General features: G+C 72.3%; 24 protein-coding genes. 12 read left to right on the top strand and 12 right to left on the bottom strand.

Going from position 1 to position 25,669, the window contains the following annotated elements; translation table 11 throughout:
- Nucleotides 1-75: 75 nt before the first annotated feature.
- Both L7N97_RS12985 and L7N97_RS12980 read right to left on the bottom strand, forming a co-directional pair.
- Nucleotides 76-1,557, bottom strand: coding sequence for a mannitol dehydrogenase family protein (locus L7N97_RS12985; protein WP_237478716.1), 1,482 nt, complete (start codon nt 1,555-1,557; stop codon nt 76-78).
- A gap of 191 nt (nt 1,558-1,748) precedes the next feature.
- Nucleotides 1,749-2,081 carry a hypothetical protein gene (locus L7N97_RS12980; RefSeq protein ID WP_237478715.1) on the bottom strand — a complete coding sequence of 111 codons (333 nt, stop codon included), beginning with the start codon at nt 2,079-2,081 and terminating at the stop codon, nt 1,749-1,751.
- Nucleotides 2,082-2,091: 10 nt separating this feature from the next.
- On the opposite strand from L7N97_RS12980, the gene L7N97_RS12975 reads away from it, so the two are divergent.
- The 3 genes from L7N97_RS12975 (at nt 2,092) to L7N97_RS12965 (ending at nt 3,971) form a co-directional block, all read left to right on the top strand.
- Nucleotides 2,092-2,400: a hypothetical protein gene (locus L7N97_RS12975; RefSeq protein ID WP_237478714.1), complete on the top strand. Its 309-nt coding sequence runs from the start codon at nt 2,092-2,094 to the stop codon at nt 2,398-2,400.
- A gap of 400 nt (nt 2,401-2,800) precedes the next feature.
- On the top strand, nt 2,801-3,700 hold the full coding sequence (locus tag L7N97_RS12970; RefSeq protein WP_237478713.1) for an endonuclease/exonuclease/phosphatase family protein: 900 nt from the start codon (nt 2,801-2,803) through the stop codon (nt 3,698-3,700).
- A gap of 130 nt (nt 3,701-3,830) precedes the next feature.
- The gene (locus L7N97_RS12965; protein ID WP_237478712.1) at nt 3,831-3,971 is read left to right on the top strand and encodes a DUF3309 domain-containing protein; all 141 of its coding nucleotides are present in this window, start codon (nt 3,831-3,833) and stop codon (nt 3,969-3,971) included.
- A gap of 71 nt (nt 3,972-4,042) precedes the next feature.
- On the opposite strand, the gene L7N97_RS12960 is transcribed toward L7N97_RS12965, so the two are convergent.
- Nucleotides 4,043-4,663, bottom strand: coding sequence for a hypothetical protein (locus L7N97_RS12960; protein ID WP_237478711.1), 621 nt, complete (start codon nt 4,661-4,663; stop codon nt 4,043-4,045).
- Nucleotides 4,664-5,331: 668 nt separating this feature from the next.
- Between L7N97_RS12960 and L7N97_RS12955 the strand changes: the two genes are divergently transcribed.
- The gene (locus L7N97_RS12955; protein WP_237478709.1) at nt 5,332-5,595 is read left to right on the top strand and encodes a hypothetical protein; all 264 of its coding nucleotides are present in this window, start codon (nt 5,332-5,334) and stop codon (nt 5,593-5,595) included.
- Here the strand turns inward: L7N97_RS12955 and L7N97_RS12950 are convergent.
- From L7N97_RS12950 to L7N97_RS12935, 4 genes are all read right to left on the bottom strand, one after another.
- Nucleotides 5,585-6,517: a DUF429 domain-containing protein gene (locus L7N97_RS12950; protein ID WP_237478708.1), complete on the bottom strand. Its 933-nt coding sequence runs from the start codon at nt 6,515-6,517 to the stop codon at nt 5,585-5,587. The genes L7N97_RS12955 and L7N97_RS12950 overlap by 11 nt on opposite strands.
- Nucleotides 6,518-6,539: 22 nt before the next feature.
- The gene (locus L7N97_RS12945; RefSeq protein ID WP_237478706.1) at nt 6,540-7,226 is read right to left on the bottom strand and encodes a glutathione S-transferase family protein; all 687 of its coding nucleotides are present in this window, start codon (nt 7,224-7,226) and stop codon (nt 6,540-6,542) included.
- 345 nt (nt 7,227-7,571) lie between these two features.
- Nucleotides 7,572-8,939, bottom strand: coding sequence for an MFS transporter (locus L7N97_RS12940; RefSeq protein WP_237478704.1), 1,368 nt, complete (start codon nt 8,937-8,939; stop codon nt 7,572-7,574).
- On the bottom strand, nt 8,936-10,669 hold the full coding sequence (locus tag L7N97_RS12935) for an ABC transporter ATP-binding protein (protein ID WP_237478702.1): 1,734 nt from the start codon (nt 10,667-10,669) through the stop codon (nt 8,936-8,938). Before L7N97_RS12935 ends, L7N97_RS12940 begins: the two co-directional genes overlap by 4 nt.
- A gap of 191 nt (nt 10,670-10,860) precedes the next feature.
- Here L7N97_RS12935 and L7N97_RS12930 point away from each other — a divergent pair, with 191 nt between their 5' ends.
- A complete protein-coding gene (locus L7N97_RS12930) occupies nt 10,861-12,156 on the top strand; it encodes an adenylosuccinate synthase (protein ID WP_237478701.1) in 1,296 nt (431 codons plus the stop codon).
- 280 nt (nt 12,157-12,436) lie between these two features.
- Here L7N97_RS12930 and L7N97_RS12925 read toward each other — a convergent pair whose 3' ends face one another.
- Nucleotides 12,437-12,964, bottom strand: coding sequence for a Uma2 family endonuclease (locus tag L7N97_RS12925; RefSeq protein ID WP_237478700.1), 528 nt, complete (start codon nt 12,962-12,964; stop codon nt 12,437-12,439).
- 131 nt (nt 12,965-13,095) lie between these two features.
- The gene (gene acnA / locus L7N97_RS12920; protein ID WP_237478699.1) at nt 13,096-15,792 is read right to left on the bottom strand and encodes an aconitate hydratase AcnA; all 2,697 of its coding nucleotides are present in this window, start codon (nt 15,790-15,792) and stop codon (nt 13,096-13,098) included.
- On the opposite strand from acnA, the gene ccmA reads away from it, so the two are divergent.
- Together ccmA and ccmB are read left to right on the top strand one after the other, a co-directional pair.
- Nucleotides 15,791-16,567: a heme ABC exporter ATP-binding protein CcmA gene (gene ccmA / locus L7N97_RS12915; RefSeq protein WP_428980990.1), complete on the top strand. Its 777-nt coding sequence runs from the start codon at nt 15,791-15,793 to the stop codon at nt 16,565-16,567. The genes acnA and ccmA overlap by 2 nt on opposite strands.
- 28 nt (nt 16,568-16,595) lie before the next feature.
- The gene (gene ccmB / locus L7N97_RS12910; protein WP_428980989.1) at nt 16,596-17,264 is read left to right on the top strand and encodes a heme exporter protein CcmB; all 669 of its coding nucleotides are present in this window, start codon (nt 16,596-16,598) and stop codon (nt 17,262-17,264) included.
- Nucleotides 17,265-17,281: 17 nt separating this feature from the next.
- Here the strand turns inward: ccmB and L7N97_RS12905 are convergent, their stop codons facing one another.
- Both L7N97_RS12905 and L7N97_RS12900 read right to left on the bottom strand, forming a co-directional pair.
- Nucleotides 17,282-17,521, bottom strand: a complete 240-nt coding sequence (locus tag L7N97_RS12905; protein WP_237478697.1) for a hypothetical protein — start codon at nt 17,519-17,521, stop codon at nt 17,282-17,284.
- Nucleotides 17,518-18,714 (bottom strand): hypothetical protein, encoded by a 1,197-nt coding sequence (locus tag L7N97_RS12900; RefSeq protein WP_237478696.1) that lies wholly within the window; start codon nt 18,712-18,714, stop codon nt 17,518-17,520. The genes L7N97_RS12905 and L7N97_RS12900 overlap by 4 nt, the downstream gene beginning before the upstream one ends.
- Nucleotides 18,715-19,128: 414 nt before the next feature.
- Here L7N97_RS12900 and L7N97_RS12895 point away from each other — a divergent pair, with 414 nt between their 5' ends.
- The 3 genes from L7N97_RS12895 (at nt 19,129) to L7N97_RS12885 (ending at nt 22,673) form a co-directional block, all read left to right on the top strand.
- Entirely contained in the window at nt 19,129-19,803 is a 675-nt protein-coding gene (locus tag L7N97_RS12895) for a response regulator transcription factor (RefSeq protein ID WP_237478695.1), read from the top strand.
- A 59-nt stretch (nt 19,804-19,862) separates the two neighbouring features.
- Nucleotides 19,863-21,302 (top strand): sensor histidine kinase, encoded by a 1,440-nt coding sequence (locus tag L7N97_RS30260; protein ID WP_237478694.1) that lies wholly within the window; start codon nt 19,863-19,865, stop codon nt 21,300-21,302.
- Nucleotides 21,303-22,271: 969 nt separating this feature from the next.
- A complete protein-coding gene (locus tag L7N97_RS12885; protein ID WP_237478693.1) occupies nt 22,272-22,673 on the top strand; it encodes a hypothetical protein in 402 nt (133 codons plus the stop codon).
- Nucleotides 22,674-22,838: 165 nt separating this feature from the next.
- On the opposite strand, the gene L7N97_RS12880 is transcribed toward L7N97_RS12885, so the two are convergent.
- On the bottom strand, nt 22,839-23,198 hold the full coding sequence (locus tag L7N97_RS12880; RefSeq protein ID WP_237478692.1) for a hypothetical protein: 360 nt from the start codon (nt 23,196-23,198) through the stop codon (nt 22,839-22,841).
- A 918-nt stretch (nt 23,199-24,116) separates the two neighbouring features.
- Between L7N97_RS12880 and L7N97_RS12875 the strand changes: the two genes are divergently transcribed.
- Both L7N97_RS12875 and L7N97_RS12870 read left to right on the top strand, forming a co-directional pair.
- Nucleotides 24,117-24,653: a hypothetical protein gene (locus L7N97_RS12875; RefSeq protein ID WP_237478690.1), complete on the top strand. Its 537-nt coding sequence runs from the start codon at nt 24,117-24,119 to the stop codon at nt 24,651-24,653.
- A 560-nt stretch (nt 24,654-25,213) separates the two neighbouring features.
- Complete coding sequence (locus tag L7N97_RS12870) at nt 25,214-25,666, top strand: hypothetical protein (protein WP_237478689.1); 453 nt, start codon at nt 25,214-25,216, stop codon at nt 25,664-25,666.
- Nucleotides 25,667-25,669: the final 3 nt, after the last annotated feature.

The raw sequence follows: 25,669 nt of genomic DNA, 5'->3' as shown, positions 1-25,669 counted from the left end.
TGATCTCCCGGACCGGACGATATCAGGGGCCGGCGGCGTGGTCCATTTCGGGACGGAAAGGGCGCCCGGCCCGGGTCAGCCCGCCGCGACGGCGGCGAGCAGGTCCTTCAGCGTGGCGGCGGCGCCGCGCTCCTTGATCGAGGCGCGGTAGCGCGCGTAGTCGGCGACGAAGCCCGCGTCGTCCTGCACGCCCCAGCCCTTGAAGGCGCCGAGGCCGAGGCCCTTCGACAGGTCGGCGTCGTTCGCCAGGGCGAAGTCGGCCTCCGTCACGTTGGGCTCGACGACCGGGAAGCTCTCGCCCTTGTCGTCGACCCCGCGCAGGTATTCGGTGAAGGCGGCGAGCAGGAAGGCGATGCGGCGATGGTCGCCGCCCTTCCGCACCACCTCGCGCGCCGTGTCCTGCACGAACTGCGGGAGCTTGGAGGCGCCGTCGGATGCGATGCGCAGGAGCTGGTCGCCGATCGCCGGGTTGCGGTAGCGGCTGAGCAGCATGTCCTTGTACTGGCCGACCGACATGGAGGGCGGCGCGTCGAGCAGCGGGCCCGCGTCGCGCGACAGGAACTGCTCCAGCAGCGCGTCGACCGCCGGGTCCTTCATGGCGAGGTGGACGATGCGGTGGCCGAGCAGGATGCCGGGGAAGGTCATCATCGAGTGGGACGCGTTGAGCATCCTGAGCTTGACCTGCTCGTAGGCGTCCACGGCGTCGGTGAACTCGACGCCGACCTTCTCGAGCTCGGGCCGCCCGTCGCAGAACCTGTCCTCGACGACCCACTGGATGAAGTCCTCGGCGAAGATCGGCGAAGCGTCGTCGATCCCCGTCTCGGCGTTGAGCCGCGCCCGGTCGGCGGGGCCGACCGCAGGCGTGATGCGGTCCACCATGCAGGACGGGAAGGTGACGTTCGCCTCGATCCACTGCGCCAGGGCGGGGTCCTTGGCGCGGGCGTAGGAGAGCAGCGCGTTCTTCACCACGCCGCCGTTGTGGCGGAGGTTGTCGCAGCTCAGCACCGTGAAGGGCTTGGTGCCGGCGTCGCGGCGGCGGCGCAGCGCCTCCGTCATCACGCCGAAGGAGGTGGCGGGCATCCCGCCGGCGAGGTCCTTGGCGACGGCCGGGTCGTCGAGCTTGAAGTTGCCCTTCTCGTCGATGTTGTAGCCGCCCTCCGTCACCGTCAGGGTCACGATGCGGATGGCGGGGTCGGCCAGGCGCTTCAGCACGGCCTCGGGATCGGCGGGGGCGTGCAGGTACTCGACGATCGCGCCGACGACGGACACCTCGGGCGTGCCCTCGGGCGGGTAGGCGACGAGGGAGTAGAGCCCGTGCTGCCCCTGCAGCGCGGCCGCCTTGGCGCGCTCGCCCTCGACGTCCATCAGGCCGATGCCGAGGATGCCCCAGCCCTCGTGGCCGGGCAGCGCCAGCACCTTGTCGATGTAGACCGCCTGGTGGGCGCGGTGGAAGTTGCCGACGGACAGGTGGGCGATGCCGGCCGTGACCTTCGAGCGGTCATAGGCGGGGCGGGCGACCGAGGCCGGCAGGGACGACAGGGCGGAGGGATCGATCACGGGCGGCCTCGTTCGGCGGTCGGCAGTCAGGCATGCATCGAGGGCGCGCGCGACGGGCTCAGGTGTTCCTCGCCTGTCCCCGCGCTCCCCCGGCGCGGGTTGGACCGCGACAGTGCATCGCGGCGCCGGGTGGCGCAAGGGAGGGGGCGATCGACCACGGACGGACGCGGCCGATGGGCCGCGGCGGCGCGTCAGGCGTCGGCGTAGGCCTTCTGCACCTGGTCGGGCGACGCGCTCGGCGCCCCGCTCGACCCCGCCGTGCCGGCCGCCGCGGACTCGTCGTCCTGCGCGGAGGATGGCCCCGCCGCGGGGGCTTGGGGCGCGACGAGCTGGGACAGGAGCACCTTGAAGCGCTTCTGCGACGCTTCGAGCGACGCGGCGGCGCCCGACGGGTCGGATCCGTCCTGGGACAGGCGGTCCGCGGCGAACTGTGCCGCGCTCTGCTGCATGCCGATGGCGAAATGCCTCTCGATGTCCTCGTCCGTCGCGGCCCGAGGCGTGGCCGCGCTCCGGGCGAGGTTCACGCTCGCGGTGTTGCCCGAAGCTCCGACCCCCACGCCGGCCGAGCCGACGCCGGTGGCGTCGGCGGAGGCCGCTGCGGAGGCCGCGACGGGCGCGGCGTTCGTCGTGGCCCCGGCCGGAGCCGACGAGGCGGAGGAGACCGTCGAAGCGGAGGCCGGGGCCGTCGACGTCGAGGTGGACGACGAGGTCGAGGTGGTCGGCGTCGAGGTCGGGGACGTCGACGGACCCTGCGTGGCTCTGTTCTGGGTCTGGAACGCCCCGAACATGGAACTGACTGAGGCGGCCAAGTTCACGGTCAAACTCATCGTCTACTCCCCATAGATCGGCTACGATGGAGACATCAGACCACGGGTCATTCAGAGTTGAAACCTCTTGATCTATGTTAGATGATCGATGGGATAGCGAGATCTGCGCAATCGATCGAACGGCCGTCATCGTCCGTTGACGACGTCGCGCGGCGTCGAGGGTCGCGATCCCCGCGGGACGCCGTTCCGCCCGTCCATCGCCGCCGGGTCGGCGCCGATGCCGCGCGGGGACCGACTCGACCCGCGCCCCGCGACCGGCCATCCTGGCCCCCGCCGACGTCACCCGGAGCCCCGCCCTGCCTTCTCACGTCATCCGCGACGCCGTCACGGCCCTGCCTCTCCCCGATCCCGCGCTGCTGCGCGAAGCCGAGGGCGGGGACGCCACGGCGGCGCGGCACGACGCGCTGGCGGCCCGCGTGCCGGCGCTGCGCCTCGTCGAAGCCGTCCAGCCGCGCGGAACGCCACGCCGCCCGCCCGAAAGCCTGCGCGTCGCCGCCTGGAACCTCGAACGCTGCTGCGATGTCGAGGCCTCGGCGGCGCTGCTGCGGCGCGCCGGGGTCGACCTCGCGCTGCTGAGCGAGATGGACCTCGGCATGGCGCGCTCGGGGCACCGCCACACGGCGCGCGACCTCGCCGCCGCGACGGGCGCCGGCCACGTCTACGGGGTCGAGTTCGTCGAGCTCGGGCTCGGCTTCGGCGCCGAACTCGCCCGCTTCGCCGGGCAGTCCAACTCCGGCGCGCTGCACGGCAACGCCGTGGTCACCGCCCTGCCGTTCCGCGATCCCTTCATGCTGCGGCTCGACGCCGGCGGCGCCTGGTTCGGGCTCGACTGGCACCACCGCCGGCTCGGCGGCCGGACGGCGGTGGGCGCGACGGTGGAACTCGCGCGCGGGCCGGTGCTCGTCGTCAGCGTCCACCTGGAGAGCGATTCGACCCCGGCCGAGCGGCGCGGCGCGGCCGAGCGGCTGCTCGCCGCCCTGCCGCCGGGGATGCCGGCCGTGGTGGCGGGCGACCTCAATACCAGCGCGCTGCCGGACCCGTCCGCCGAGCCGGACCTCGGCTGGTTCGAGCGGCCGGACGGGCGCGAGCCGCTGTTCGGTGCGATGCGCGAGGCCGGCTTCGACTGGCTGTCCTGCAACGCGCCGGACCAGACCCGGCGCCTCATCCCGGACGGGCGGCGGCCGCCCCACGTGCGGCGCGTCGACTGGTTCTTCACCCGCGGCCTCGCGGCGTCGAACCCGCGCACCCTCCCCGCCGTGGACGACGGCGGCGCGCCGCTGTCCGACCACGAGCTGGTCACGGTCGACGTCGGATGAGGCCGGGATGGCCGCCGGGAAGCCAAGCTCGTGAGGGCCGCGGCGGCCGCGCCTGCATCAAAAAGACATATTTGAGCGTTGGCCGGGCGGAGGACGCGCCGCGCCCTCCCGCCGTGCCGATGGACCTACCATGAACCTCATCATCCTGCTGATCGTGCTGCTGCTCCTGTTCGGCGGCGGCGGCTTCTACGTGGGCGGCCCCTACGTCGGAGGCGGGCTGGGGACGATCCTGCTGATCATCCTCATCATCGTGATCATCAGGGGCGTATAGGCGGGCGGGGGCCCGATCGAGCGCCGACCCGGAGGGCGGGTCGGCGCCGTCTCGTCGGCCGGGCGCGCCGCTCAGTCCTGCGGCATCGTCTCGTTCAGCCTGTCGTAGTTCTTCACCACGATGTCGGCGTTGCCGGGGTACTGCAGTTTCGGGATCGTCGGCAGCGCGGCGTTGAGCTGGTCGACCGTGTCCTTCTTGTCCTTGGCCGAGATCTGCTTGTCCGCCTGCACCTGGGCGATCTGCTTCTTGATGACGGCCTCAGGGCCGATGTACTGCTTGGTCTGCGGATCGATGCCGGCCATCACGATGCCGATGTTGCTCTCGACCGCGTCGTACTGCTTGTAGTCGGCGAACTTGTACTTCTGCGCCGTGGCGTCGAGCTTGGCCATCGTCGCGGGGTCGGGCTGGTCGGTGCCGTCGGGCAGCTTGTCCAGGATGCCGTTCACCTCCTTGTTGGCGGCGACGAACTGGTCGACCAGCGCGGGCGTGAGGGCGATCTGCTGCACCGCGGCGGCGTCGCCAGCGGCGTCGGCGGCGGGGGTCTGCGGGGCCGCGGGGGCGCCCGGCGCGGCCGGACTGGCGATCGGCGCCGTGGTCTGGGCAGCGGCGAGGCTCGGCAGGGCGAGCGAGAGGCCCAGGCTCGAAGCCAACAAGGTCGAGGCGAGGAGGGCCGGGGTGAGGGTGGCGCGCATGGACGTGTCCTTCCGGTTCGGGCCGGGCTCGCCGTCCCGAGCCGGGTCGGCGGCGTCGTGCCCCGGCCCACAACGCGTTCGGCGCGCCGGGGGTCCCGGCGCGGTGCCGCCATGTCGGCGGCGCGGCCGCGGGCCGGCGGAGCCCGGCCGCACCGAAACGCAGGGCTCCGAACTCAGGTTAACGGTGCCGCTTTGCCCTTCTCCCCTCTGGGGAGAAGGTGGCGCGAAGCGCCGGATGAGGGATCACGACAGGTTCGACATGCGACGCAGGGTCGACATCCGGTCGATGCGGCGCGCGTCCCCCCCCCTCATCCGTCGCCGCTTCGCGGCGCCCCCTTCTCCCGCCAGCGGGAGAAGGGCGCTTCCGGCGGCCCTGCGTTAACCTGAGTTCAGAGCCCGGCCGCGCCGAAACGGCATCGCCTTGACACGGCACCGGAAAGAGTCCCTGCTTGGCGGGACCGGACCCTTCGGGCGCTTCGCGGCGTCAAGGGACAGGTCGGCGGCGGCCACGGGCTTCGCGAAGCCGGCGGCCACGAGGACCGCGCTGTCCGGCGCTTCGCGGCCGGGCGCGCGATCGGGCGGGATGACCTCCAGGGCCGGGCTCACATCCACCGTCGGACGACGGGCGCCGCGACCGGCGCGATGCTCGGCCACGAGGACCACGCGCCATGACCAGCCCCAAGGCTCCCGCGGACGCCCGCGCCAAGGCCGAATCGAAGTTCCACCTCGCCGAACGGCGCAAGAGCGAGGCCGACCAGGCGCTGGGCGAGGCCCGCGCCGCCAGGACCGCGGAGGCCCAGAAGACCGCGCGCCTCAAGGCCCTCCGCCTCGCCAAGGAGGAGGCCGACCGCGCCGCCGCGGCCGCGGCGCCCAAAGCGGCCCCCGCGAAGGCGCCGCCGAAGCGCAAGGCCCGCGTCGCCGCTACGGCTTGAGGCCGGGGCGCTTCCCGAGGATCCACCCTTCCCAGCGGCGCGTGGCGTCCGTGAGCGGCGGTGCCGCCGCCCGCTCGCCCGTCACCACGGCGAGCGCCGCCAGGAGCCCGACGGCGGCGTCGAAGCCGTCGTCGTTGCCCGCGTCCGGCGGGAAGCCCGCGGCGAGCGCCGCCGACAGGCCCTCGTCGAGCACGACGCGCCGCTCCTCCGCCCATGCGGCGATCTGCGGCGCCAGGGCCGCCCGCAGCGCCCGGTCCCCCTTGCGCCGGATCGCGAAGCCGAGCTGCCCGTAGCCGTCGCCGGGGTAGGATTCGGCGAGCACGAGGCCGCCGCGCTGCGCCAGCGCGGCGAGGTGGCCCTCGAAGGGCCAGAGCGCCGCGCCGCCGCGCCGCGCCGGGCCGATCACCTCCCGCCAGCCGTGCAGCGCCGCCTTGCCGACCTGCTGCGCCCCCAGGGTCCAGAACATGCAGCCGGCGGCCCCGCCCTCCGGCCCCGGCCGCTCGCATTCGCGCACGAGGTCCGCGAGCCGCGCGGCGCCGTGCCCGTCGAGCAGGTGGGCGAGGCGGGTGCCGCCGGGCCGGGCCGGGTAGAAGGGCCGGCGCGGGCCGACCTCGGCGGGCGTCGCCGCGACGGCGAAGATCTCCGGCCAGTCGCCCGCCGCCACCGCGTCGAGCGCGGCGGCGAAGTCGCGGTAGCCGGTCGCGGCCCCGAACCGGGCCGGAAAGCCGATCGGGAAGTCGAAGGCGGCCAGCGTGGGCCCGTCGGCCGCGAGCGCGCCCAGCCGCCGCACCAGCGCGGCGGGCTCCGGCACGCCCGCCGGGCCCGAGGCGCGCCACCCGCCGTCCGGGCCGCGGTGCGCCTCGGCCGACCAGCGCCCGGCCGCGCGGACGCTCCAGTCGCAGTGGACGACGTGGCGGAACACGCGAAAAGCGGCGGGCCCGCGGTCAGGCGGCCGGCTTGGCCGTGGCGGGGAACATGTGGCGGCGCGCCTCGTCGTCCATCTCGGCCTTGAAGCTGTGCCGCCCCTTCAGGGCCTCCGCGCGCTGCGCCGCCGGCCGCGCCCCCACGGCGTCGAACAGGCGCTTGACGTTGGGGAGCTTCGCCCAGGCGTCCTCGCCCATCACGAAGGGCAGCCGCCCGGCCCAACCCCACACCGCCATGTCGACGATCGAGTATTCGTCGCCGAGCATGTAGCTCCGCTCCGCCAGCCGCGCGTCGACGATGCCCCAATGGCGGGCGGCCTCGAAGTCGTAGCGCTCCACCGCGTAGTCCTGCGGCTTCGGGGCGAAGTGCTTGAAGTGCACGGCCTGCCCCGAATAGGGGCCGATGCCGGTGGCGACGAACATCAGCCAGGACAGCATCTCGCCCCGCGCCCTGTCGCCCGCCTTCGGCAGGAAGCGGCCGGTCTTCTCGGCGAGGTAGAGCAGGATCGCGTTGGAATCGAACACCGTGGCGTCGCCGTCGACGATGACGGGGAGCTTGGCATTGGGGTTCAGCGCCTTGAAGGCGGCCGCGTGCTGCTCGCCGCGGCGGGAGTCGACCGGCACGGCCTCGTAGGGGAGTTCCAGCTCCTCCAGGAGCAGCGCGACCTTCATGGGGTTGGGGGCGAGGTTGTAGTAGAAGGTGATCACGGCACGGGGTCTCCCGACGGTTGGGATCATAGACGCGAGCTTGATGCGTCAGCAGCATCGTCTATCGGCGATCACATCGATTGAGCGCCGAAATACTGATCTGTTCTCGTTTTTCGACGTCGCGACCGCTCGACATCGTGACCCGACGTTTCTACACGAGCCCGGAAAGGGTTTCCAGCCTCGACCATGAATCCGGCGAGGAGACGGGCTCTCAGAGCCTGACCCAAATGGCAAGCGGGAGGGCGGATCGGATTCCCGAGCGCGTCCATGGCCCGTTCGAGCGCGCCGGCAGCGCCAGCGGTGGAGACGAGCCCGCAGCGACTCGGACCGAAATGGAGGGCTGTTTCAGCGGCCTGCCAGCTCCACCCGCATCAGGCTCACCGCGCCGCCCAGGAGCGCCAGCGCGGCCGCGACCCCGAGCCCGATGCGCGGCGCGGAGGCGGCCGGCGCCAGCGCGAAGAGCAGCGACATCAGCACAGCCCCGAGGGTCTGCCCCGTCAGGCGCGCCGTGGCCTGCATGCCGCCGGCCGCGCCGCTGCGCGGCTTCGGGGCGGACAGGAGCATGTTGCGGTTGTTGGGCGTCTGGAAGAGGCCGAAGCCGAAGCCGCTCACCACCGTGAACAGCACCAGCGGCAGCAGCGTGCCGTGCAGCGGCCACAGCGCCGCGAAGCTCAGCCCGACGCACAGGCACGCCCCGCCGAGGCCGCACAGGAGGCCCGTCGACACGCGCTCGGCGAGGCGGCCCGACAGCGGCGCCGCCAGCGCCACCGTGAGGGGCCAGGGCGTCATGTAGAAGCCCGTCGTCACGGCGTCCTGCCCGAGCCCGTGCTCCAGGTAGAAGGGCAGCGCCACGAAGCTCGCGGTCGCGGCCGAGAAGCAGCACACCGACGACACGACCGACAGCGCGAAGGAGGGCGCGCGCAGGAGGTCGAGCGGGATCAGCGGCGCCGGCAGCGGCCATTCGCGCCGCACCAGCGCCGCCCCGCAGGCGATCCCCAGCGCGACGAGGCCGAGCCCCAGCGCGGGCCGGCTCGCCGCGAGGTCGACGCCGACCACGATCGGCGCGAAGAGCCCGGCGTTCAGCGCCACGCTCCAGCGGTCGAGCCGCCGGCCCGTGCCGCGCGTCGCGGGCAGCGCCGGCGAGAACAGCAGCACCACGGCGCCGATCGGAAGGTTCACGGCGAACAGCCAGGGCCAGCGCGCGACCGACAGGATGGCGGCGCCGATCGTCGGCCCCGCCGCCGAGGCCAGCGCCACCGTCAGCGCCGTCCAGCCGATCGCCCGCCCGAGCAGGCGGTGCGGGTAGGTGTGGCGCACCATGGCGGCCATCAGCGACATCACGCAGGCCGAGCCGAGCCCCTGCAGGAAGCGCGCGCCCACGAGCACGGGCAGGCTCGGCGACAGCGCGCAGAGCACCGAGGCCGCGGTGAACAGCGCCACCCCGGCCACGAAGACCCGGCGGTAGCCGAGCGATTCGCCGAGCGCCGCCGCGGGCAGCAGCGTCACCACCACGGCGAGCTGGTAGCCGGTGACGACCCACACCGAGGCCGCCGGCGACACGCCGAGCGCCGCCGCCATGGTGGGCAGCGCCACGTTGGCGATGGCCGTGTCGACCACCGCCAGCGCGATGGCGGCCAGCACCGCGACGGCCGCCACGGCGCGCCGCGGCATGGCGAGGCCGTCCTCCTCCAGGGGCAGGGTCGCGGCGCTCATCGGGCGGCGAACTGCGCGTCGTGGAGGCGGCGGTAGGTGCCGTCGCGCGCCACGAGGTCGCCGTGGCGGCCCTGCTCGACGAGGCCGTCGCGGTCCACCACCACGATGCGGTCGGCGTGGCGGATGGTGGCGAGGCGGTGGGCGATCACCAGCGTGGTGCGCCCGGCCGACAGCTCCGTCAGCGAGCGCTGGATCGCCACCTCGGTGGCGGTGTCGAGCGCGCTGGTCGCCTCGTCGAGGATCAGGATCGGCGGGTCCTTGAGGAAGATGCGCGCGATGGCGAGCCGCTGCTTCTGCCCGCCCGACAGCTTCACGCCGCGCTCGCCGATCACCGTGTCGAGCCCCTCGGGCAGCCGCTCCAGCACGGCGTCGAGCTCGGCCCGGCGGGCCGCCTCGCGGATCTCCGCCTCCGTGGCGCCGAGCCGGCCGTAGGCGATGTTCTCGCGCACCGTGCCGGCGAACAGGAACACGTCCTGCTGCACGATGCCGATCTGCCGCCGCAGCGACGCCAGCGTCACGTCGCGCACGTCCGTGCCGTCGATGAGGATGCGGCCCCGGTCGACCTCGTAGAAGCGCGGCAGCAGGGCGCAGAGCGTGGTCTTGCCGGCGCCGGACGGGCCCACGAAGGCCACCGTCTCGCCCGCGCGGATCTCGAGGTCGATGCCGTCGAGCACCGGGCGGCCGGGGCCGTAGCCGAAGCCGACGCCCTCGAAGCGGATGTCGCCCCGCAGGTCCGGCGCGGGCCGCGCCTCGGGGCGATCCGCGACGTCGGGCGCGGTGTCGAGCAGGGCGAGGTAGCGGCGGAAGCCCGCGATGCCCTTCGGGTAGGTCTCGATCACGGCGTTGATCTTGTCGACGGGGCGCAGGAACACGCCGACGAGCAGCAGGAAGCCGACGAAGCCGCCCTCGGACAGGCTGCCGTGCAGCACGAACCAGGAGCCCGCCACCATCACGACGAGCTGGTTCACCCGCATCGCCATGTAGGACAGCGAGGTGGAGGCCGCCATGACGCGGTAGGCGTCGAGCTTGGTGCGGCGGTAGCCGGCGTTGTCCTGCGCGAAGAGGGCGCGCTCGTGGTCCTCGTTGGCGAAGGCCTGGACCACCCGCATGCCGCCCACGTTCTCCTCGATCCGGGCGTTGAAGTTGCCGACCCGCCCGTAGATGGCCTGCCAGTTGCGCGTCATCTGCCCGCCGTAGCGCGAGGTGATCCAGGCCGTCAGCGGCACGATCAGCGCCGTGATGAGCGCGAGCTTCCAGTCGATCGCCGCCATGAGGGCGAAGGCGCCGAGGAAGGTCATCACCGCGATGAGCAGGTCCTCGGGGCCGTGGTGGGCCACCTCGCCGATCTCCTCCAGGTCCTTGGTGACGCGGGCCACGAGGTGGCCGGTCTTCTGCTCGTCGTAGAAGCGGAAGGACAGGGTCTGCAGGTGGTCGAAGGCGCGGCGGCGCATCTCGGTCTCGATGTTGATGCCGAGCCGGTGGCCCCAGTAGGTCACCACCGCGAGCAGCCCCGTGTTGACCGCGTAGACGACGAGCAGCGCGGCCGCGGCCAGCGCGATCAGCCCCCAGTCCTGCCCGGGCAGCAGCCGGTCCACGAAGGCCCGCACGGCCAGCGGGAAGCCGAGCTCGAGCAGGCCCGAGACCACCGCGCAGCCGAAGTCGAGCAGGAACAGGCCGCGGTGCGGGCGGTAGTAGGCGAAGAAGCGGCGCAGGAGGGTGGCGTTGGTCATGCCCACCCCTATACCGCGCGGGGCGCGCGGTGGCATCGGCGGAGCTGCCGTGCATGCGGTCGCCCTTGACGCTGTCGCGCCCGACCCGATACCGTCCGGCGAAGTTCGGGCCTCGGTCACCTTCGCTGGTGTCACGGGGCCTTTTGCCGTTTCGGGTCGCACCCGGAGGCGGGTGGAGAGGACGAGCACGGATGGCCAACGTCGTGGTGGTCGGCGCCCAGTGGGGCGACGAGGGCAAGGGCAAGATCGTCGACTGGCTGTCGACCGAGGCCGACGTCGTGGTGCGCTTCCAGGGCGGCCACAACGCCGGCCACACGCTCGTCATCGACGGGAAGGTGTACAAGCTCGCCCTCTTGCCCTCGGGCATCGTGCGGCCCGGCAAGCTGTCGGCCATCGGCAACGGCGTGGTGCTCGACCCCTGGCACTTGGCGAAGGAGATCGAGGCGCTGCGGGCCCAAGGCGTCGCGGTCGACCCGAGCAACCTCAAGGTCGCCGAGAACGTCACGCTGATCCTGCCGCTCCACCGCGAGCTCGACGCCCACCGCGAGGGCGCGGCGGGGCCGGACGGCGCCATCGGCACCACCAAGCGCGGCATCGGCCCCGCCTACGAGGACAAGGTCGGCCGCCGGGCCATCCGGCTCTCCGACCTCGCCGAGCCCGACGCGCTCGACCGCAAGATCGCGCGGCTGCTCAGCCACCACGAGCCGCTGCGCCGCGGCCTCGGCCTGCCCGCCATCGCGGCCGCCGACATCAAGGCCGAGCTCGTGGAGATCGCGCCGAAGGTGCTGCCCTACATGGCGCCGGTGTCGACCATCCTCGACGCGGCGCGGCGCTCGGGCAAGCGCATCCTGTTCGAGGGCGCGCAGGGCGCCATGCTCGACGTCGACCACGGCACCTACCCGTTCGTCACCTCGTCGAACACCGCGGCGGGCGCGGCCTCGACCGGCTCGGGCCTCGGGCCGGGCGCGGTCGGCTACGTGCTCGGCATCGTCAAGGCCTACACGACGCGCGTCGGCGGCGGCCCCTTCCCGACCGAGCTCCACGACGCGACGGGGCAGCTCATCGGCACCAAGGGCCGCGAGGTCGGCGTCAACACCGGCCGGCCGCGCCGCTGCGGCTGGTTCGACGCCGTGCTGGTGCGCCACGCGGTCCGCACGAGCGGCATCACGGGCCTGGCGCTGACCAAGCTCGACATCCTCGACGGCTTCCCCGAGGTGAAGATCTGCACCGGCTACCGGCTCGACGGCGAGGTGATCGACCGCCTGCCCGCCAGCCAGGCCGCGCAGGACCGCGTGGAGCCCATCTACGAGACCTTCGCGGGCTGGGAGGGCACGACGGCCGGCGCCCGCTCCTGGGCCGACCTGCCCGCGCAGGCGGTCAAATACGTGCGCTACATCGAGGAGCTGGTCGGCGCGCCGGTGTCGCTGCTGTCCACCAGCCCCGAGCGCGACGACACGATCCTGGTGCGCGACCCGTTCGCGGACTGAGGTCCGGGACCGACGCGCGCCTCTCGCTCGTCCCCGCGCAGGCGGGGATCCAGCGCGGGAGGGCGACCCTGGGCCTCGGCCTCACCGGCTCTCGAAATCGCCCCGCTCGGCACCTGCGGTCAGCAGCCGCCCGGGGTGTGGTGCGTGGCGAGGCCGGGCGGGTCGAGGCGGATCACCGGCCTCTCGAACGGTTCTGCCGCCGGCGCGCCGGCGCGCGCCGGACCGGCGATCACGGCCCAACGGGCGGGACGAGAGCTCCCGGTCCGCGGCCACCCGCGCGTCAGGGCTCGTCGAACAGCGCGGCGGCGTCGAGATCCAGCCCCGGCGGGTCGAGGCGCAGGGGGCCGGAGGGGACGAGGCGCGTGCGGATCTCGTCGCCGTCGCGCGCGTGGTGGATCACCATGCGGCGGTCGATGTCGACGATGAGGTAGTGCCGGATGCTCGGCACGGCGAAATAGCCGGCGAGCTTGCCGTGGCGGTCGAAGAAGCCTGTGCTCGGCGACAGCACCTCGACGACGACTACCGGCGCCGGGACGATGACCTCGTTCGCCGGCAGGCGCGGCCCGCAATAGACCAGGGCGTCCGGCTCGTAGGCGGTTCGCGCGTCGATGCGGACCGTCATGCCGTCCGGAAGAGCTTCGCAGAGCACGCCTGCCCGCGCGATGGCTCCTTCCAGCGCGCGCTGCGCGCGGAGCTTGGCCCTCGCGTGCCCGGCGCGCTCCGGCGCCATGGCGCAGACGCGCCCGTCCACGAGCTCGTGCCGCCCCGGCCGGCCCTCGGCCCAGACCAGGAACTCGTCGACCGTCATGGGAGCGGGCGAAGGCTCGGACATGGGCGCGAGCCTACCACCGCCGCAGCGGTCCGCAACGCGAAAGGGCCGTGCGGTCTCCCGCGCGGCCCTTCCCCGTTTCAGCGACCGTCAGGCCGCCTCGGGCGATCTCAGGCCGCGTCCTGCAACAGGTTGCGCAGCACGTAGTTGAGGATGCCGCCGTTGCGGAAATATTCCAGCTCGTCGGCGGTATCGATGCGGCAGATCACCGGCACGTGGCTGACCACGCCCTTGTCCGAGGTGATGACCAGTTCCATCGTCTGGCGCGGCTTCAACGTGTCGCCGAGGCCCGAGATCGTGACGGTCTCGTCGCCCTTGAGGTTGAGCGTCTGCCAGGAGGTGCCCTCCTCGAAGACGAGCGGCAGGATGCCCATGCCGACGAGGTTCGAGCGGTGGATGCGCTCGAAGCTCTGCGCGATCACGGCGCGCACGCCCAGCAGCTTGGTGCCCTTCGCGGCCCAGTCGCGCGAGGAGCCGGTGCCGTATTCGCGGCCCGCGAAGATCACCAGCGGCACGCCCTCCTGCTTGTACAGCATGGCGGCGTCGTAGATCGGCATCTCCTCGCCGCCGGGCTGGTGGCGCGTCACGCCGCCCTCGACGCCGGGCACCATCTGGTTCTTGAGGCGGATGTTGGCGAAGGTGCCCCGCATCATCACTTCGTGGTTGCCGCGGCGCGTGCCGTACTGGTTGAAGTCCTGCGGGCGCACCTGGTGCTCCAGCAGGTAGCGGCCGGCCGGGGAGGCCGCCTTGATCGAGCCCGCCGGCGAGATGTGGTCGGTGGTGATCGAATCGAGGAACAGGCCGAGGACGCGCGCTTCCTTGATGTCGGAGACGGGCGCGGGCGCCTTGGTCATGCCCTCGAAGTAGGGCGGGTTCTGCACGTAGGTGGAGCCCATCGACCAATGGTAGGTCTGGCCCAGCGCCACGTCGATGTTCTGCCAGTTCACGTCGCCCTGGAACACGTTGCCGTAGCGCTCGGCGAAGATCGCCTTGGTGATGGCGTGGCGGTGCAGCGTCGCCACCTCCTCCTGCGAGGGCCAGATGTCGCGCAGGAACACCGGGCCGTCCGTGCCCTGGCCCAGCGGCTCGGTGGCGAGGTCGACGTCGAGCGAGCCGGCCAGCGCGTAGGCCACCACGAGCGGGGGCGAGGCCAGGTAGTTGGCCTTCACGTCCGGGTTGACGCGGCCCTCGAAGTTGCGGTTGCCCGAGATCACGGCCGAGGCCACGATGTCGTTGTCGTTGATGGCCTTGGATACGGCGGTCGGCAGCGGGCCGGAGTTGCCGATGCAGGTCATGCAGCCGTAGCCGGTGAGGTTGAAGCCGAGCGCGTCGAGGTCGGCCTGAAGGCCCGTGGCCTGGAGGTACTCGCCCACCACTTGGCTGCCGGGCGACAGCGAGGTCTTCACCCAGGGCTTGGACTTCAGGCCCTTCGCGACCGCGTTGCGGGCCAGCAGGCCAGCGCCCAGCATCACGGCGGGGTTCGACGTGTTGGTGCAGGAGGTGATGGCCGCGATGACGACGTCGCCGTGGCCGAGGTCGAAGCTCGTGTCGTCGACGACGAAGCGCTCCTCCGGCTTCTCGACCTTGTATTCCTTGACCAGCGAGGACAGGAACGAGGACTTGGCGCTTTCCAGCGTCACGCGGTCCTGCGGGCGCTTCGGGCCGGCGAGGGACGGCACGACGTCGGCGAGGTCGAGCGCGATCAGCTCGGAGAAGACCGGCTCGTCGGTCGAGGAGCGGAACATGCCCTGCGCGTTGGCGTAGGCCTTGACCAGCGCGATGCGCTCGTCGCCGCGGTTCGACGCGTCGAGGTAGTTGATCGTCTCGCCGTCGATGGGGAAGAAGCCGCAGGTGGCGCCGTATTCGGGGGCCATGTTGGCGATGGTGGCGCGGTCGGCGAGCGACAGCGAGTCGAGGCCGGGGCCGAAGAACTCCACGAACTTGTTCACCACGCCGAGCTTGCGCAGCATCTGCGTGGCGGTGAGCACGAGGTCGGTGGCGGTGCGCCCCTCGCGCAGCTTGCCCGTGAGCTTGAAACCGACCACGGGGGGCAGCAGCATGGACAGCGGCTGGCCCAGCATCACGGCCTCGGCCTCGATGCCGCCGACGCCCCAGCCGAGCACGGCGAGCGCGTTGACCATGGTGGTGTGCGAATCGGTGCCGACCAGCGAGTCCGGATAGGCGACCTCGACCTCCTGGCCCTCGTGCGTCTCGGTGCGGGTCCACACGGTCTGGGACAGGTATTCCAGGTTGACCTGGTGGCAGATGCCGGTGCCGGGCGGCACCACGCGGAAGTTGGTGAAGGCGTTCTGGCCCCAGCGCAGGAAGCGGTAGCGCTCGCCGTTGCGCTCGTATTCGAGCTCGACGTTGTCGCCGAAGGCCTTGGGGGTGCCGAACTCATCCACGATCACGGAATGATCGATCACGAGGTCGACCGGCACCAGCGGGTTGATCTTCTCGACGGGGCCACCGAGCTTGCCCATGGCGTCGCGCATGGCGGCGAGGTCCACCACGGCCGGCACGCCCGTGAAGTCCTGCATCAGCACGCGGGCCGGGCGGAAGGCGATCTCGCGCCCGTCCGCGCCCTTCGACGTGAGCCAGCTCACCACCGCCAGGATGTCGTCCTTGGTGACGGAGCGGCCGTCCTCGAAGCGCAGCAGGTTCTCCAGCAGCACCTTCATCGAGTAGGGCAGCTTCGACACGCCGGGGAGCCCGTTCTTCTCGGCCTCGGGGATCGAGAAGTAGTGATACGTCTTGGAACCGGCTTCGAGCGTGCGGCGGCACTTGAAACTGTCGAGCGAGGCCATGGGGCATCCTTCGCGGGTCGGCGGGAGCGTTCTGGAGCGGTTCGAATATAGGATTTCCATGCCCCGTGGCTACAGGCTAAGTGCGGTGCAGCATGGTGGAACGATGACGCGGCCCGACACACTTCCGCGGCTGACCCTGACGGTGGACGGCCTCGCGGCCGAGCGCGGCGGTCGCCCGGTCTTCGCCGGCCTCGGCTTCGCGGCGCGGGGCGGGGAAGCGCTCGGCGTCGTGGGCCGCAACGGGGCCGGCAAGTCGACGCTGCTGCGCGTGCTGGCGGGGCTGCTGCGCCCGGCCGCCGGCACGGTCCGGCTCGACCCGCCCGACGCGGACGACCCCGACACGCCGGCCGGCGAGCGCGCCCACTATCTCGGGCACCTCGATGCGCTGAAGCCCGCCCTGAGCCCGCTCGACCACCTCGATGCGGCGGCGGCCCTGCTCGGCCGTCGCGGCGACCTCGCCGCTCCGAGCGGGGGAGCCGCCGTGACGCTCGAAGAGGCGCTGGACCGGGTGGCGCTCGGCCACGCCGCCGACCTGCCCTGCGGCTACCTGTCGGCCGGGCAGCGGCGGCGCGTGGCGCTCGCCCGGCTGCTGGTCGCGGCGCGCCCGCTGTGGCTGCTCGACGAGCCCGCGACCGCCCTCGACCTCGCCTCGCAGGAGGTGCTGCGGGGCATGATGCGCGACCACCTCGCCGGCGGCGGCCTCATCGTCGCGGCGACGCACGGGCCCCTCGGGCTCGACGGGGTGCGCGAGCTGTCGCTGGAGCCGCGGGCGTGAGGGCGCCATCCCGGAAGGCGCGCGCCTGATGGGCGCGCTGTGGGCGCTGTTCCGGCGCGACCTCCGGCTCGCCCGCCGCATCGGCGGCGGCGGCACGACCGGGGTGGTGTTCTTCCTCTGCCTCGTCACCGTGGTGCCCTTCGCGGTCGGGCCCGACCTGAACCTCCTGTCGCGCATCGGGCCGGCGATCCTGTGGATCGCGGCGCTGCTGTCGACGCTGCTCGGCCTCGACCGGCTGTTCGGCTCCGACCACGAGGACGGCTCGCTCGACCTCCTGCGCACCGCCGGCACGCCGCTGGAGGCCGTGGTGGCGGTGAAGTGCCTGGCCCACTGGTGCGGCACGGGGCTGCCGCTGGTGCTGGCCTCGCCGGTGTTCGGGCTGATGCTGGCGCTCGACGGGCCGGCGCTCGGCGGCGTCGCCGCGACGCTGCTGGTCGGCACGCCGGCGCTGACCTGCCTCGGCGCGGTCGGGGCCGCGCTCACCGTGTCGCTCCGGCGCGGCGGCCTGCTCCTGTCCGTGCTGGTAATCCCGCTGGCGATCCCGGTGCTGATCTTCGGCGTGTCGGCCGCCGCGGCGGCGGCCGGCGGGACGGTGCCGTTCCTGCAGCCCTTCCTCGTGCTCTGCGGGTTGAGCGCCGCGGCCCTGGCGGGCACGCCCTTCGCGGCCGCCGCGGCGCTCCGGCTCACCGCGGAATAGGGGCGGACAGGCCGTCCTCATCCCGGCCGGCGCAGCATGGCCCTCAGGCGCCGGAGCGGCGGCCAGGCCGCCGCGCGATGCACGGGGGCGAGGCGCTTCTGGAGGACGGCCAACCGCTCGCCGAGCCGCACGATCTCCTCCTGCCGCTGCGCGATCGACCCCTTCAGCCGCGCGTTCTCGGCGCGCAGGTCGGCGAGGTCGAGCTCCAGGCGGCGGACGCGCTCCGCCGCCGGCCCCTCGAAGTCGCCCGCGCTCACGCCGCGACCCGCCACAGGCTGGGATCGAAGCCCCGGCTCTCCGCTTCCCCGGCGAAGAACCGCGCGTAGGCGGCCACGCCCGCGGGGTGCTGGAGATCGTAGGAATGGCGCAACGCCGCGTGGCGGCCGTGGTGGTGGTGCATCAGGTTCGTCACGATCTCGCCGCCCGTGCCGATGCGGCAGCCGGGATGCGGCAGGCGGCAGTAGCGGTCGTAGGTGGCGAAGGGGTCGCCCGACCAGGTGAGGTGCTTGTCCCGGAACATGTGGCGGACCGCGTCGGGGATGCGGATTCCCGACGCGAAGCGCCCGTAGGCGTAGGGCCGCGCCTCGGCCCCCGCCGGCGCGGAGGCGGCGCGCCGGCGCTCCGCGTAGTCGGCGAGCAGCGCCGCGAGCGCGCCGGTCGCGGGCGGCTCGGGCGTGTAGCGCGACACTTCGAGCGGCCGCTCCGGCGCGAAGCCGGAGAAGTGGAAGAAGCCGAGCGGCCGCCCGTCGACGGTCCAGCCCCCGTCCGCGCCCCAGCCCACCGTGCGGCGGCCGAGGTTCCAGTAGGCGACGTTGAAGCCGGTGTCGCGCGCCACCACGGCGTGGGCCGCGAGGCCGGGGATCAGGTCCATGAACTTCTGATCGACGAAGAGGCCGCGGTCCTGCTCGTTGACGCAGTCGTGGCGCAGCCGGCCGGCCCACCAGCGCAGCAGCGGCTCGGTTTCGGGCGTCTGCGAGGCCGCGATGAACCCCAGGTTAAACACGCCCGTCTGCAGGATGTGCAGCTCCGTGCGGGCCGCCCCCTCGCCCGGCGGCGAGCAGAAATGCGGCGTCAGCACGAGCGAGGCGCCGCCGTCGAGCAGGGCCAGGAGGTCGTCGAGCCGGCGGTAGAGCGCGATGTCGGGGTCGAAATACACGACGTCGCGGTGGCCGCGCTCGAACAGGCGCAGCATCAGGAACGGCTTGATGGCCGTGTTGAACTCGGTGACGTCGTAGGCGAAGGCGAAGGACGGGAAGTCCGCGACGCCCAGCGCCGCGGCTTCCACCACCTCGACGCCCTCCGGGTAGGCGCAGGACGGGTCGACCAGGTCGGCCAGGCCCAGCACCAGGGCGGCATCGGGGTGGAACCGGCGGACCGTGTCGAAGAACACCCGCGCCTGCGACAGGTAGTTGTTGGAGCAGATCGTGGCGATGACGGTTCGGGCGACCATGGTGCGGCCTCTGGTGCCACCGCGCCGCGGCGATGTCCAGGCGAGGCCCCGCCCTCGCCGCCCTCGTCCCACGGCCCAGGGTTCCGAACTTGGGTTAACGCAGGGCCGCCGGAAGCGCACTTCTCCCGCTGGCGGGAGAAGGTGGCGCGAAGCCGCGACGGATGAGGGTGGGACGCGCGCCGCATCGACCAGATGTCGACCCGCGTCGCATGTCGAACCTGTCGTGACCCCTCATCCGGCGCTTCGCGCCACCTTCTCCCCGGAGGGAAGAAGGGCAAAGCGGCACCGTCAACCTGAGTTCGGGGCCCTCGCCCCACGGCCGCCGGGCCTTGCGCGCCGCGCGAGCCGGATGATTATGCCGGGCGCCGGGTCGGGCGGGGCCCTGCCCCCTCTTGCCGTGATGGAAGGACGCCCATGATCCGGGTGCTAGTCATCGAGGACGACGCCGAAACCGCCGCCGAGATCGTCGAGGACTTCGCCGCGGCGGGGTTCCACGTGGCGCTCGAGGCGGACGGGCCGTCCGGCCTCGCCCGCGCCCAGGCCGAAAGCTTCGACGTCGTGACGCTCGACCGCATGCTGCCCGGCCTCGACGGCCTGACGGTGCTGGACCGGCTGCGCGCGGGCGGCGTCGCCGTGCCGGTGCTGGTGCTGAGCGCGCTGTCCTCTGTCGACGAGCGCATCCGCGGCCTCAGGGCCGGGGGCGACGATTATCTCGCGAAGCCGTTCTCGGCCGCGGAGCTGCGCGCCCGCGTCGAGGTGCTGGCGCGCCGGCCGACCGACCGCGACGGGCTCGTGCTGCGCTTCGAGGACGTGCACCTCGACCTGCTCGGCCGCACGGCGCGGCGCGGCGAGCGCGTCCTCGACCTCTACCCGCGCGAGTTCAAGCTCCTGGAGTTCCTGGTGCGCCATTCCGGGCAGGTCGTGACGCGCGCCATGATGTTCGAGCAGGTGTGGGGTTACCGCTTCGACCCCGGCACCAACCTCGTCGACGTCCACCTCGGCAAGCTGCGCCGCAAGGTCGACGCGCCCGGCGAGCCGCCGCTGATCCACACGGTGAGGGGCACGGGCTTCGTGCTGCGCGCCCCGTGAGCAGCCCCGCGCGGGCGGGCTCTCCCGCTTCCGCCCCGCTCGCGGCGGCATCGCGGCCCGTGCGCGCCCCGCCCGCGCGGCTGAGGCGCCTCCGGCTGGTGCAGACCACGGCCTTCCGCTGGACGCTGGCCTCCGCGGCCGTGGTGGGGCTCGGCATCGTGGCCACCGGCGGGTTCTTCTACGGGCAGACCGTGGGCTACCTCACGAGCCGGCTCGACGCCGGGCTGCTGCTCGAAGCCCGGTCGCTCGCGCCGGAGTCGCGCCGCGTGCTGGCGCTGCGGCTCGAAAAGTCGCTCGCCGTCGACGCGCACGGCACCAAGGCCTACGGGCTCTTCGGGCCGGACGGCGCGCGGCTCGTCGGCGACGTCGCGGCGCTGCCCCCGCGCCTGCCCCCGCCCGACCGGCCCACCCCGGTGGCGGTGGAATGGGACCGCGGCGGGGTGCGCGAGTCCATCGAGGTGCGGGCCATCGCGGAAACGCTGCCCGACGGCTCCGTCCTGTTCCTCGGCCGCAGCACGGCCGACATCGCCGAGATCGACGAGATCGTGAAGCGCGCCATGGCGCTCACCGCGGCGCCGGCGGCGCTGCTAGCGCTGATCGGGGGAGCGCTGGCGAGCCTCGGCACGCTGCGGCGCGTCGAGGCCGTGCGGCACGCCTGCGCGCTGGTGATGGGCGGCGAGTTCTCCCGCCGCCTGCCCGTGGGGCGGCGCCGCGACGAGTTCGACCGCCTGAGCGAGATGGTCAACCGCATGCTCGACGAGATCGAGCGGCTCGTGGAGGAGGTGCGCGGCGCCGGCGACGCCATCGCGCACGACCTGCGCACGCCGCTCACGCGCCTGCGCGCGCGGCTCGACCGGGCGCTCGACCCCGCGGCCCGCCACGCGCCCGTGGAGGAGGTGCTGGGCAAGTCGGTGGCCGACCTCGACCAGCTCCTCGCCACCGTGACGGCCGTGCTGCGCCTCGCGGAGGTCGAGGAGGGGCGGCGCCAGGGCGGCTTCCGCGACGTCGACCTCGGCGAGATCGTCGACGCGGTGGGCGAGCTCTACGGCGCGGTGGCGGAGGAGAAGGGCGTGGCCTTCGCCCTTGCGCGCCCGGACGCGCCCGTGCCGCTGCGCGGCGACAGCGACCTGCTGTTCGAGGCGGTCGCCAACCTCGTCGACAACGCGGTGAAGTACACGCCGGCCGGCGGGCGCGCCGGGCTGGAGCTGTCGGCCGGGGCGGACGGACCGCTCGTGCGGGTGTGGGACACCGGACCGGGCATTCCCCCTGAGGACCGCCAGGCGGTGATGCGCCGCTTCTACCGCGTCGACCGCTCGCGCCACCTGCCCGGCACGGGGCTGGGCCTGAGCCTCGTGGCCGCCATCGCGCGGCTGCACGGCTTCGCGCTCACGATCGGGGAGCGCGAGGGCGGCGGGTGTGAGGTGGGGATGGGGGACGAGGATCAGGCGCGTCCGGGTCGCAACCGCTCATCGCAGCGAGACGCCTTCCCCGGGAGGTGATCCGTGACGGAAACACCCATGGTTCCACGGGCAGAAATCGATCACCGTTTACGCGGGCCGCCAGCATAATTTCAGCGGTTCTACAATAAGGATCAGTGCCCGCGCACCGCGCGCCGCCGCTTCGGGCTCGCGCCGGGTGCGCCCGCCGAAACCCTCCGACTTCTCGGTGAGGACGAGACCGCCGTCTCGCGCGTGTCCGCGGACGGGGCCCGGTGCCGAAGGCGGGATGGGTTCGGCACGCTCCAGATCTCCGCTCCAGTGCCCGGCCAACGTATGCCGCGCCCGCTCCGAAACGCGATCATGGCTCCGGCGGATGGCGAAGACGACGCTGCGATCCTTCCACCAGCCGTGACGATTTCGGATCCTATGGGGAGCGCTCGATCCCGGAAAAAGCGGGCAGGCTGGCTGTATGGGGATCCTCTGCTTCCCGGAATGGGAACGTTTCGCCTCACCTCACACTGTGTGGGGATACCCATAACTCGACCACTCCCGCCCTGGAGCAGCGTCGGACATGCGCCGCATAACATGCCCACTGGAACCCAATAAGTTGCCTATCGAACCACGCTCGCAAATTGCGAGGGCACGGCCCCTCGAGGCGTCGATGTTCCCGCCCTCACGATAGGAACCCCGACGCGAACGCCCGACGCCGAAACTTCAAGTGGACGGAGGCCATGTCTCCCGACATCGGCCGATATCCCGCGTGGTCCGGTTCGTCCGTCTCGCCTCCGTCAGGGTCGTCGTCGGCCTCGGCGGGACACACCCTCGCGGGAATCTCTTCGAAGCGGCCAGGGGACAGTCGACGCGCGCTCTTGCGCCATTCCGATCCGTTCCGTTTATGTTCGATCCTCAACCGCGGCCGGCGGTCGACGTGACGAGCGGGAACGGTTGAACGGAACGGAGTCGACGATGGGCAAACGGCTGAAGTTACCTCCGAGGAAGCAAGCCAAGGTCTCGATCCGGAGCCGGGACTTGCGCACGCTCGTGATCCGCGGGATTCCCGTGGTGGTGGTCGGAGGCGGTGACCGGCGCTCCCCGATGTTCACGAAATGGGGCTGCCTGGAGCAGGACATGCTCTACGACCTCGAGCACTCCGCAAGCGGGCTCAACGACGACCTCCATTGGTGGGAAAACACCCGTCAGAGGCTTGTGCGGGGAGCGACCGATGAGGAGGTCGCCGCATTCCGTGAGGCGCGGAAGAGAGCCCCGACGCCCGGCGAGATGATGTTCCTTGAGCTTGGCACGACCGACACCGATTGGGAGTCGCCGCTCCTTTGGTTGGTCGACGAGGCAGGCATGCGCACCGTGCTCTTCGGCCCGCTCGCCTCGCGTTCGGGCGCCGCGGACCAAGAGGTCGTCGCCGAAGCGTCTTGATCGCGTCGACGAACCGTCCCACGCACGCGGCCGGCGTCGCCGCGACCCGAACGTGGACAAGTCGTGAGTTTCCGGAGTCGGCCGTTCGAACGTCGGGGATACGGCCGTGCCCGGCGAGTGGCCGCGACGCGAGCCTCACCGATGGGCGGAGATCAACCGCCACCCTCATGCGGGTGGTAGGGTCGCACGCCTCAGTTCCGCTTCCCACTCACCCCTCCTGAACCGGACGATCGTCAGGGATGCGCTTCCCCTCCAGAGTACGGAGAAGACCCTCCCGTCCTTGCGGATGTCGAGGCCGAGCTTGGGTGGAATGTCCGTTTTCGGGTTGGCGTCGCGACCCGCTCGGAACCGAGGCTCGGCGTCCTTCGGCAGGCGGTGAGGCGGCTCCCGCATCATCAACGTCACGTCGCCGATCGTCGCCGTCGCGGTGAGGACGTCCCCTGCCCTGTGCACCTTCCCATCCCTCCAGAGCACGAAGAGTGCGTCGTTCAACAGCCTCGTGGCCTCTTCCCTGACGCGCGACATGTGACTCCCTCGCCATTCATCGGGGCAAACGGCGCCCCACCACCCGTCCTTGCCGTCCCGGACCCGCCGACCTCCCGGAGCCGAGCACGCGCGCCGGTGGCCCACATCGGCGCACGGGGCCGTTCCCGGCGACGGTCGACCTCGATGGCGCATGTTCCGCCCCATCACGGACGGACACGACGAAGCCGCCGATGCACCCCCGTGACCGATCCTCGCGACAACCGGCACCGTTCCCGTCATGTCCAAGTCGTGCGTGTCGGTGGGGATCGGCTCGACGTCCGCGATGGATCGCCAGGGAGACGACTTCGGCGGAGCCTCCGGAACCAGCGCCTTGAAGGTCGGCGAGCGTGTCGACCCGGGCCCTGGGCCCGGGCACGCTCGAATCATCCGAGATCCCGGTGGTCGTGGTCGGGGCCGGTCCCCACGTCTCGTCCCGTTGACGAACCGCGCGAGCGTCCCCGACCGTCCCCTCGGTCGACCCGACCAGCTCGCCGGACTGGAGTCCATGCCTTCCCACGCGGCCCATCGACCCGAGCCTGCCCTGGACCCGGACCCAGGCGGCCAACGCCGAACGTCCTCATGACGTTGTGGTGCGCCCCAGGAGAATTCGATTCATCGGCGCCCCCGAATGCCTCGCGGGCGGAACCCGGCCTTCGGCTCGGCGGGCCCGCCCGCGCTCCCCGTCCGCATCGGGGCGGTCACCCGTCCGCATGATCCCGTCCCCACGGTCGATGTGGATGTGCGAAAATTGGGGCGGCCGCGATTCGGCGCGACCCGGACGGATGACGTCGGGCGACCACCTCGTGGACCCGTCCAGTGGTGTTCGAGGACCCCCGCGGGAGGGCGAGGATGAGCCGTTTGCATGCGCCGTTCCGGACCACTGCGGACGCCCGACGCCTGGGGGCGATCGGCTTCCACATGGCCGAGATGGTGTTCACTCCCGAGGCGCGGGCGAGGCGGGAGAGAGACCCCGTGTTCCGGGACGACCTGCATCCGGTGATGGAGTTCCTGCGCCCCCATGTGTTCTCCGACCGCGCCGCGCGGGACGCGGCTTGCCGCTCGACGATGCCGGGAGGAGTCTTCGCGCTGGAGCCCGTGGGCGTCGACGGCTTGGCCTTCAGGTGGCCCGGCATGTGCCTGTTCGCGATCGGGCACGGCGTCGGCGACCTCGGTTTCGAGGACGTGGCGTCGGCCATAGCGGATCCGGAGATGATCGGCCTCGTCGAACGGTGCGCGTGGCGGGGCGGTCCGAATGGGAAGCATCGGGCCGACTCGATCGTCCTCTCCGTGTCCGGGGCGCTCTACAGGCTCCTCGTGGACGAGGATGGGATGGCGGAGGTCAGGGCGAAGTCACTATTCGGAGCCGTCCCGGACGACGAAGTCGCCGCGACTGCGACGTGGCTGCTAGAGCGGCTGATGGGGCGCCTCGATTTCGGGCCGAAGCCGGTTGCCTGAATGGATGGTTCGGGATCTGGCCGGTGCCGTCCGCCGGACCACCTCCGGCCGACTTCGCCGTTCGACCATCGTCCAGGCCTCGTGTCCGGACGTGAAGGCGTCGCGGTTCGGTGGCCCCACGGTGAGCATCAGGAACAGCTTCCCCGGAAGGCACCGGCGCTTTTCCGGGATCAGCATCGGGCGAGCGATGCGCACCAGGGTCCTGCCAAGGAGATGAACCGCGTTCGGGGGCCAGGGACGTCCCCGGCGCGCGGCACGTCGGCTCCTCGGCGATCGTCGGGGCTCCCCGTGCCCCGCCACACGTCCTTCGCCGCCCCCTCGCCCGACCTCGGTGAACGACCCTCGGTCCATCGGACCCGTGCTCGCCCCCAGCCCTCCCCGGCGATCGATGGCTCGGGGGAACATGTCCCTTCTCCGATGCCGACGGACATCTCGAAGCGATCGGTGGACGCGGGCCGATCGACCCTTGCGACGGGGCGCCTCGTTCCCTCAATGTTCGAGCGGATCGCGCCCGCCTCGGTGAATGATCCGTGCGGGAATGGATCGGGATGGAGGTGACGATGGCCAAGCATCTGAAACCGGTCACGCGGAAGGTGGTGGGCGTCTCGACCCGGAGCCGGGACCTTCGCACGCTCGAGGTCTCCGGCACTCCGGTGGCCGTGGTCGGGGGCGGGTCCCGCCTCTCGTCCATTTTCACGAGTTGGGGGAGCTTGGAGCACGACATGCTCCAGGATCTCCGATCTTCCGCGACCGGCCTCGATGAGGAGTTGGACTGGCAGGGGAACACGCGGGAGAGAACCGTGCGGACGGCTTCCACGCAGGAAGCGGCCGCATTCCACGCGGCGCGGGCCGATGGTGGGACGTACGTCGTCGAGACCGGTAGCGGCGACACATACTGGCGGACGCCCGTACTCCGGTTGATCGACGAGGCGGGCATGCGCACCGTGCTCTTCGGCCCGTTGGCGCCCGCGTCGGGCGCCAAGGTCCCGGACGAGGTTTCCGAGGCGGTGTGACTG

The sequence above is a fragment of the Lichenibacterium dinghuense genome, from assembly GCF_021730615.1.
Lineage (GTDB): Bacteria > Pseudomonadota > Alphaproteobacteria > Rhizobiales > Beijerinckiaceae > Lichenihabitans > Lichenihabitans dinghuensis.
This window is presented reverse-complemented; position numbering and strand designations above follow the sequence as displayed.

Coding starts and splice junctions, on each gene's coding strand:
- L7N97_RS12880 (WP_237478692.1), bottom strand. CDS start 23,198: ATGTCGCGCGTCAGGGAAGAGGCCACGAGGCTGTTGAACGACGCACTC.
- ccmB (WP_428980989.1), top strand. CDS start 16,596: ATGGGCGCGCTGTGGGCGCTGTTCCGGCGCGACCTCCGGCTCGCCCGC.
- L7N97_RS12955 (WP_237478709.1), top strand. CDS start 5,332: ATGACCAGCCCCAAGGCTCCCGCGGACGCCCGCGCCAAGGCCGAATCG.
- L7N97_RS12925 (WP_237478700.1), bottom strand. CDS start 12,964: ATGACGGTCGACGAGTTCCTGGTCTGGGCCGAGGGCCGGCCGGGGCGG.
- L7N97_RS12900 (WP_237478696.1), bottom strand. CDS start 18,714: ATGGTCGCCCGAACCGTCATCGCCACGATCTGCTCCAACAACTACCTG.
- L7N97_RS12965 (WP_237478712.1), top strand. CDS start 3,831: ATGAACCTCATCATCCTGCTGATCGTGCTGCTGCTCCTGTTCGGCGGC.
- ccmA (WP_428980990.1), top strand. CDS start 15,791: ATGGGGCATCCTTCGCGGGTCGGCGGGAGCGTTCTGGAGCGGTTCGAA.
- acnA (WP_237478699.1), bottom strand. CDS start 15,792: ATGGCCTCGCTCGACAGTTTCAAGTGCCGCCGCACGCTCGAAGCCGGT.
- L7N97_RS12875 (WP_237478690.1), top strand. CDS start 24,117: ATGGCCGAGATGGTGTTCACTCCCGAGGCGCGGGCGAGGCGGGAGAGA.
- L7N97_RS12895 (WP_237478695.1), top strand. CDS start 19,129: ATGATCCGGGTGCTAGTCATCGAGGACGACGCCGAAACCGCCGCCGAG.
- L7N97_RS12935 (WP_237478702.1), bottom strand. CDS start 10,669: ATGACCAACGCCACCCTCCTGCGCCGCTTCTTCGCCTACTACCGCCCG.
- L7N97_RS12870 (WP_237478689.1), top strand. CDS start 25,214: ATGGCCAAGCATCTGAAACCGGTCACGCGGAAGGTGGTGGGCGTCTCG.
- L7N97_RS12960 (WP_237478711.1), bottom strand. CDS start 4,663: ATGCGCGCCACCCTCACCCCGGCCCTCCTCGCCTCGACCTTGTTGGCT.
- L7N97_RS12940 (WP_237478704.1), bottom strand. CDS start 8,939: ATGAGCGCCGCGACCCTGCCCCTGGAGGAGGACGGCCTCGCCATGCCG.
- L7N97_RS12930 (WP_237478701.1), top strand. CDS start 10,861: ATGGCCAACGTCGTGGTGGTCGGCGCCCAGTGGGGCGACGAGGGCAAG.